The sequence below is a fragment of the Actinacidiphila sp. bgisy167 genome (assembly GCF_057707665.1).
The window spans coordinates 1-6,867 of sequence record NZ_JBYIQP010000145.1 but is presented as its reverse complement, the minus strand read 5'-3'; the positions used below and the strand labels follow the sequence as shown (position 1 = coordinate 6,867).

Annotated in this window: 8 protein-coding genes; all 8 read left to right on the top strand. The window is 68.8% G+C overall.

The window, feature by feature from the left end; genetic code table 11:
- The first annotated feature begins 93 nt into the window (after positions 1 to 93).
- The 8 genes from AC3ET4_RS29865 (at position 94) to AC3ET4_RS29830 (ending at position 6,832) form a co-directional block, all read left to right on the top strand.
- Entirely contained in the window at positions 94 to 843 is a 750-nt protein-coding gene (locus AC3ET4_RS29865; RefSeq protein ID WP_431954940.1) for a helix-turn-helix transcriptional regulator, read from the top strand.
- Positions 840 to 2,261, top strand: a complete 1,422-nt coding sequence (sufB, locus tag AC3ET4_RS29860; protein WP_431954938.1) for a Fe-S cluster assembly protein SufB — start codon at positions 840 to 842, stop codon at positions 2,259 to 2,261. Before AC3ET4_RS29865 ends, sufB begins: the two co-directional genes overlap by 4 nt.
- Positions 2,262 to 2,482: 221 nt before the next feature.
- Entirely contained in the window at positions 2,483 to 3,655 is a 1,173-nt protein-coding gene (sufD, locus tag AC3ET4_RS29855; protein ID WP_431954936.1) for a Fe-S cluster assembly protein SufD, read from the top strand.
- Entirely contained in the window at positions 3,652 to 3,981 is a 330-nt protein-coding gene (locus AC3ET4_RS29850) for a non-heme iron oxygenase ferredoxin subunit (RefSeq protein ID WP_431954934.1), read from the top strand. The genes sufD and AC3ET4_RS29850 overlap by 4 nt, the downstream gene beginning before the upstream one ends.
- 7 nt (positions 3,982 to 3,988) lie before the next feature.
- Positions 3,989 to 4,753 carry a Fe-S cluster assembly ATPase SufC gene (gene sufC, locus AC3ET4_RS29845; RefSeq protein ID WP_431954932.1) on the top strand — a complete coding sequence of 255 codons (765 nt, stop codon included), beginning with the start codon at positions 3,989 to 3,991 and terminating at the stop codon, positions 4,751 to 4,753.
- On the top strand, positions 4,750 to 6,009 hold the full coding sequence (locus tag AC3ET4_RS29840; RefSeq protein WP_431954930.1) for a cysteine desulfurase: 1,260 nt from the start codon (positions 4,750 to 4,752) through the stop codon (positions 6,007 to 6,009). The genes sufC and AC3ET4_RS29840 overlap by 4 nt, the downstream gene beginning before the upstream one ends.
- Positions 6,010 to 6,029: 20 nt before the next feature.
- Positions 6,030 to 6,494, top strand: a complete 465-nt coding sequence (gene sufU / locus AC3ET4_RS29835; RefSeq protein WP_431954928.1) for a Fe-S cluster assembly sulfur transfer protein SufU — start codon at positions 6,030 to 6,032, stop codon at positions 6,492 to 6,494.
- Positions 6,491 to 6,832, top strand: a complete 342-nt coding sequence (locus AC3ET4_RS29830; protein ID WP_431954926.1) for a metal-sulfur cluster assembly factor — start codon at positions 6,491 to 6,493, stop codon at positions 6,830 to 6,832. The genes sufU and AC3ET4_RS29830 overlap by 4 nt, the downstream gene beginning before the upstream one ends.
- Positions 6,833 to 6,867 lie beyond the last annotated feature (35 nt).

Here is a 6,867-nt window from a genome sequence, read left to right as displayed (position 1 = left end):
AGGTCAGCTTAGGTTGCCCTAAGTGATGGAGCGGACATCCACCCACTGGACCGCCGCTTGCCTCGGTGAGATGAATTACGCAACACTGGCCTTGTGAAAAACGTGTCCGAGGTTCGGGAGGAGCAGACGAGCGGCGAGCGGAGCACCCGCAACCGCGTCGCCCGCTCCGTCCTGCTCCACGGGCCCTCGACCGCCGCCGACCTGGCGGAGCGGCTCGGACTGACGCAGGCGGCCGTACGCCGCCATCTGGACGCGCTCGTGGCCGAGGGCATGGTCGAACCGCGCGAGAAGCGGGTCTACGGCAACCGCGGCCGCGGCCGCCCCGCCAAGGTCTTCGCGCTGACCGACTGCGGCCGCGACGCCTTCGACCAGGCCTACGACCAGCTCGCCGCCGACGCCCTGCGCTGGATCGCCGAGTCCGCCGGGGGCGGGCAGCTGGGGGACGCCGCGGTGTCCGCCTTCGCCCGCGCCCGGGTCGCCGCCCAGGCCGAGCGCTACCGAGCGGTCGTCGAGGCGGCCGGCCCCGAGGAACGCACACAGGCGCTGGCGAGGGCGCTCAGCCAGGACGGGTACGCTGCCACCACGCGCAAGGCGCCCGCCTCCGCCGGGGAGCAGCTGTGCCAGCACCACTGCCCGGTGGCTCACATCGCCGAGCAGTTCCCGCAGCTGTGCGAGGCGGAGGCCGAGGTCTTCTCCCGCCTGCTCGGCACCCATGTACAACGGCTGGCGACCATCGCCCACGGAGACGGTGTCTGCACCACCTTCGTGCCGAAGACCGCCCCGCCGTCCGGATCCACCGCATCTGACACCACCGAAAGCAACGCCGGGAGGAACCCCGCATGACTGCCCCCCTGGAGACGGCTCACCCTGAACTCGAGGGTCTGGGCACGTACGAGTACGGCTGGGCCGACTCGGACGAAGCCGGTGCCGCCGCCCGCCGTGGCCTGAACGAGGACGTCGTCCGCGACATCTCCGCGAAGAAGAACGAGCCCGAGTGGATGCTCAAGATGCGTCTCAAGGGCCTGAAGCTCTTCGAGAAGAAGCCCATGCCCACCTGGGGCTCGGACCTGTCGGACATCGACTTCGACAACATCAAGTACTTCGTGCGGTCCACGGAGAAGCAGGCGGAGTCCTGGGAGGACCTGCCCGAGGACATCAAGAACACCTACGACAAGCTGGGCATCCCCGAGGCGGAGAAGCAGCGGCTGGTCGCGGGTGTGGCGGCGCAGTACGAGTCGGAGGTCGTCTACCACCAGATCCGCGAGGACCTGGAGGAGCAGGGCGTGATCTTCCTCGACACCGACACGGCGCTCAAGGAGCACCCGGAGCTGTTCCAGGAGTACTTCGGCACCGTCATCCCGGCGGGTGACAACAAGTTCGCCTCGCTGAACACCGCGGTGTGGTCCGGCGGCTCCTTCATCTACGTGCCGAAGGGCGTGCACGTCGAGATCCCGCTGCAGGCCTACTTCCGGATCAACACCGAGAACATGGGCCAGTTCGAGCGGACGCTGATCATCGTCGACGAGGACGCCTACGTCCACTACGTCGAGGGCTGCACCGCGCCGATCTACAAGTCGGACTCGCTGCACAGCGCCGTGGTCGAGATCATCGTGAAGAAGGGCGGCCGCTGCCGCTACACGACGATCCAGAACTGGTCGAACAACGTCTACAACCTGGTCACCAAGCGCGCCGTGGCGTACGAGGGCGCGACGATGGAGTGGGTCGACGGCAACATCGGCTCCAAGGTGACCATGAAGTACCCGGCCGTCTACCTCATGGGCGAGCACGCCAAGGGCGAGACCCTCTCGATCGCCTTCGCGGGCGAGGGCCAGCACCAGGACGCCGGCGCGAAGATGGTGCACATGGCGCCGAACACCTCGTCCTCGATCGTCTCCAAGTCGGTGGCCCGCGGCGGTGGCCGCACCTCCTACCGCGGACTGATCGAGATCGGCGAGGGCGCCGCCGGCTCGAAGTCGAACGTGCTCTGCGACGCGCTGCTGGTGGACACCATCTCCCGCTCGGACACCTACCCGTACGTGGACGTCCGCGAGGACGACGTGTCGATGGGCCACGAGGCGACCGTCTCCAAGGTCAGCGAGGACCAGCTCTTCTACCTCATGAGCCGCGGCCTGGAGGAGACCGAGGCGATGGCGACCATCGTCCGCGGCTTCGTGGAGCCGATCGCGCGCGAGCTGCCCATGGAGTACGCGTTGGAGCTGAACCGGCTGATCGAGCTGCAGATGGAGGGGGCGGTCGGCTGACGCCCGGCTGCTTTCGTCCACCACGAACCCGTTGCCCCTGCAGGGCCGTGAGCGAGCCGAAGGGCGCGCGACGCCGATGAGCGACGAGACCTGGCGATCCCGAGGGTAGGGAGCGCGGCGTCGAGGAGTGTCGGCACGGGTCCTTCCCGGCGACACCGGGAAGGACCAGGCGCCCGGAGGCGAGCGAACACACATAGGCAGAAAGAGGCAGTAAGACAGCCATGGCTGAAACCATCCCGGCGGCCGGTGCCACCACCGAGGGCGCCATCCAGGTCGGCCAGCCGCGGGACGCCCGAGTGAGCGCGCCCGCCTCGTACGACGTGGCCGACTTCCCCGTGCCGCACGGCCGCGAGGAGGAGTGGCGCTTCACCCCGCTGGAGCGGCTGCGCGGCCTGCACGACGGCACCGCCGTCGCCACCGGCGGCGTCAAGGTTGAGGTGAGCGCCCCCGAGGGTGTCACCGTCGAGACGGTCGGCCGGGACGACGCCCGGGTCGGCAAGGCCGGCAAGCCGGTGGACCGCGTCGCCGCCCAGGCCTACAGCTCCTTCGAGAAGGCCGGGGTCGTCTCCATCCCCAAGGACGCGGTGCTCACCGAGCCGGTGCGGATCTCCGTGCACGGACAGGGGGGCGTGGCCTTCGGCCACCAGGTCGTCGAGGTCGGCGCCTTCGCGGAGGCGGTCGTGGTGATCGACCACACCGGCGACGCCACCCTCGCGGCCAACGTCGAGTTCCTGGTCGGCGACGGTGCCAAGCTGACCGTCGTGTCCGTCCAGGACTGGGACGACACCGCCGTGCACGCCGCCCAGCACACCGCTCTGGTCGGCCGTGACGCGACCTTCAAGTCCGTGGTCGTCACCTTCGGCGGCGACGTGGTGCGCCTGCACCCGCGGGTCGTCTACGGCGCCCCCGGCGGCGAGGCCGAGCTGTACGGCCTGTACTTCACCGACGAGGGCCAGCACCAGGAGCACCGCCTGTTCATCGACCACGACACGCCGCACTGCCGGTCGAACGTGGCGTACAAGGGCGCGCTGCAGGGCCGGGACGCGCACGCGGTGTGGATCGGCGACGTGCTCATCCGCGCCGAGGCCGAGGGCACCGACACCTACGAGCTCAACCGCAACCTGGTGCTCACCGACGGCGCCCGGGTCGACTCGGTCCCCAACCTGGAGATCGAGACCGGCGAGATCGTCGGCGCCGGGCACGCCTCGGCCACCGGCCGCTTCGAGGACGAGCAGCTGTTCTACCTGATGGCCCGGGGAATCCCGGCCGACGAGGCCCGCCGACTGGTCGTGCGCGGCTTCTTCGCCGAGCTGATCCAGCAGATCGGCCTGGCCGACCTGGAGGAGCGCCTCCTGGAGAAGATCGACGCGGAGCTGGAGGCGTCCGTCGTATGACCACTGCTGAAGGCTTCGTCCGCGCCTGCGCGCTGAGCGAACTCGAACCGGACGCGCCGAAGCGTGTCGAGCTCGGCGGCGTGCCGGTGTCGCTCGTGCTCACCGAGGGCGAGGTGTTCGCGATCCACGACGTGTGCTCCCACGCGAACGTCTCGCTGTCCGAGGGCGAGGTGGAGGACTGCCAGATCGAGTGCTGGCTGCACGGCTCCTCCTTCGACCTGAGGACCGGAAAGCCGTCCGGGCTGCCCGCGACGCGGCCCGTTCCCGTGTACCCCGTTCAGATCCAAGGGGACGATGTGCTCGTCTCCGTCACCCAGGAGTCCTGAGACACCCATGGCAACGCTTGAGATCCACGACCTGCACGTCTCCGTCGAGGCCGAGAACGGTCCGCGCGAGATCCTCCGCGGTGTCGACCTGACCGTGAAGCAGGGCGAGACCCACGCCATCATGGGTCCGAACGGCTCCGGCAAGTCGACCCTGGCCTACTCGCTGGCCGGCCACCCCAAGTACACCGTCACCGGCGGCACCGTGACCCTGGACGGCGAGGACGTGCTCGCCATGTCCGTCGACGAGCGGGCGCGGGCGGGTGTCTTCCTGGCCATGCAGTACCCCGTCGAGGTCCCCGGCGTCTCGGTCTCCAACTTCCTGCGCACCTCCGCCACCGCCATCCGCGGCGAGGCCCCCAAGCTGCGCACCTGGGTGAAGGAGGTCAAGGAGGCCATGGAGCGCCTGCACATGGACCCCGCCTTCGCCGAGCGCAACGTCAACGAGGGCTTCTCCGGCGGTGAGAAGAAGCGCCACGAGATCCTCCAGCTCGAACTGCTCAAGCCCAAGATCGCGATCCTCGACGAGACCGACTCCGGCCTGGACGTCGACGCGCTGCGGATCGTCTCCGAGGGCGTCAACCGGGTGCGGGAGAGCGGCGAGGTCGGCACCCTGCTGATCACCCACTACACCCGGATCCTGCGCTACATCAAGCCCGACCACGTCCACGTCTTCGCCGCGGGCAGGATCGCCGAGTCCGGCGGCCCGGAGCTGGCGGACAAGCTGGAGGCCGAGGGTTACGAGGCCTATGTGAAGGGAGGCGCTTCCGCGTGACACTGCAGCTGCCGGGCCTGCTCGACACCGAGGCGATCCGCAAGGACTTCCCGGTGCTGGACCGCCTGGTCCACGACGGGAAGAAGCTCGTCTACCTGGACAACGCCGCGACCTCGCAGAAGCCGCGCCAGGTCCTTGACGCCCTCAGCGAGTACTACGAGCGTCACAACGCCAACGTCCACCGCGGTGTGCACACGCTCGCCGAGGAGGCCACGGCGCTGTACGAGGGAGCCCGCGACAAGATCGCGACCTTCATCAACGCCCCCAGCCGCGACGAGGTGATATTCACCAAGAACGCCTCGGAGTCGCTGAACCTGGTCGCCAACATGCTGGGCTGGGCCGACGAGCCCTACCGCGTGGACCAGAACACCGAGATCGTCATCACGGAGATGGAGCACCACTCCAACATCGTGCCGTGGCAGCTGCTCTCGCAGCGCACCGGGGCGAAGCTGAAGTGGTTCGGCCTGACCGACGACGGCCGGCTCGATCTGAGCGACCTCGAGCAGGTCATCACCGAGAAGACCAAGATCGTCTCCTTTGTGCTGGTCTCCAACATCCTGGGAACGATCAACCCGGTCGAGGCGATCGTACGCCGCGCGCAGGAGGTCGGCGCCCTGGTGCTGATCGACGCCTCGCAGGCCGCGCCGCACATGGTGCTGGACGTGCAGGCGCTGCAGGCCGACTTCGTGGCCTTCACCGGGCACAAGATGCTCGGCCCGACCGGTATCGGGGTGCTGTGGGGCCGCCAGGAACTGCTGGAGGACCTCCCGCCGTTCCTGGGCGGCGGCGAGATGATCGAGACCGTCTCCATGCAGTCGTCGACGTACGCGCCCGCGCCGCACAAGTTCGAGGCGGGTACGCCCCCGATCGCCCAGGCCGTCGGCCTCGGCGCCGCGGTGGACTACCTGAGCGCGATCGGCATGGAGCGGATCGCCGCGCACGACCACGCGATCACCGAGTACGCGCTGCGCCGGCTGAAGGAGGTGCCCGGGCTCAAGATCATCGGTCCGGACACCCCGGAGGGCCGCGGGTCCGCGATCTCCTTCACGCTCGGCGACATCCACCCGCACGACGTGGGCCAGGTCCTCGACGAGGAGGGCATCGCGGTACGGGTCGGGCACCACTGCGCTCGGCCGGTCTGCCTGCGGTACGGAATTCCCGCGACCACGCGAGCGTCGTTCTATCTGTACTCCACGCCGGCCGAGGTCGACGCCTTGGTCGAGGGGCTGGAGCACGTACGGAACTTCTTCGGCTGAGGGACGGGACGGCGAAGCCTGTGAAGCTGGATTCGATGTACCAGGAAGTCATCCTGGACCACTACAAGAACCCGCACGGCCGCGGCCTGCGTGACGGTGACGTCGAGGTGCACCACGTCAACCCGACGTGTGGTGACGAGATCACGCTGCGTGTCAAGCTCGACGGCGCGTCCATCCAGGACATCAGCTATGAGGGCCAGGGCTGTTCCATCAGCCAGGCCAGCGCCTCCGTGCTCAACGAGCTGCTCGTCGGCCGCCGGGTCGACGAGGCCGTGAAGGTCCAGGAGGTCTTCCTGGAGCTGATGCAGTCCAAGGGCAAGCTGGAGCCCGACGACGCGATGGAGGACGTCCTGGAGGACGCGGTCGCGTTCGCCGGAGTCTCCAAGTACCCGGCGCGCGTCAAGTGCGCGCTGCTGAGCTGGATGGCGTGGAAGGACGCCACCGCCCAGGCACTGGGCGATGGCGCGGTCAGGGAGTCCGCATGAGCGACAACGCAGAAGTGATGACGGCGAAGCCGGCGAGCGAGGAGGAGATCCGCGAGGCCCTCTACGACGTCGTCGACCCCGAGCTGGGCATCGACGTCGTCAACCTCGGGCTGATCTACGGCATCCACATCGACGACGCCAACGTCGTCACCCTGGACATGACGCTCACCTCGGCGGCGTGTCCGCTGACCGACGTCATCGAGGACCAGGCGAAGTCGGCCACCGACGGCATCGTCAACGACCTGAAGATCAACTGGGTCTGGATGCCGCCGTGGGGCCCCGACAAGATCACCGACGAGGGCCGCGAGCAGCTGCGCGCGCTGGGCTTCAACGTCTGACCCCCGTGGGCCCGCACAGGGCCCGCGCCGGGCCG

Excerpts from the sequence above, each read along its gene's own strand:
- sufB (WP_431954938.1), top strand. The coding sequence starts at position 840 with ATGACTGCCCCCCTGGAGACGGCTCACCCTGAACTCGAGGGTCTGGGC.
- sufD (WP_431954936.1), top strand. The coding sequence starts at position 2,483 with ATGGCTGAAACCATCCCGGCGGCCGGTGCCACCACCGAGGGCGCCATC.
- AC3ET4_RS29850 (WP_431954934.1), top strand. The coding sequence starts at position 3,652 with ATGACCACTGCTGAAGGCTTCGTCCGCGCCTGCGCGCTGAGCGAACTC.
- sufC (WP_431954932.1), top strand. The coding sequence starts at position 3,989 with ATGGCAACGCTTGAGATCCACGACCTGCACGTCTCCGTCGAGGCCGAG.
- AC3ET4_RS29830 (WP_431954926.1), top strand. The coding sequence starts at position 6,491 with ATGAGCGACAACGCAGAAGTGATGACGGCGAAGCCGGCGAGCGAGGAG.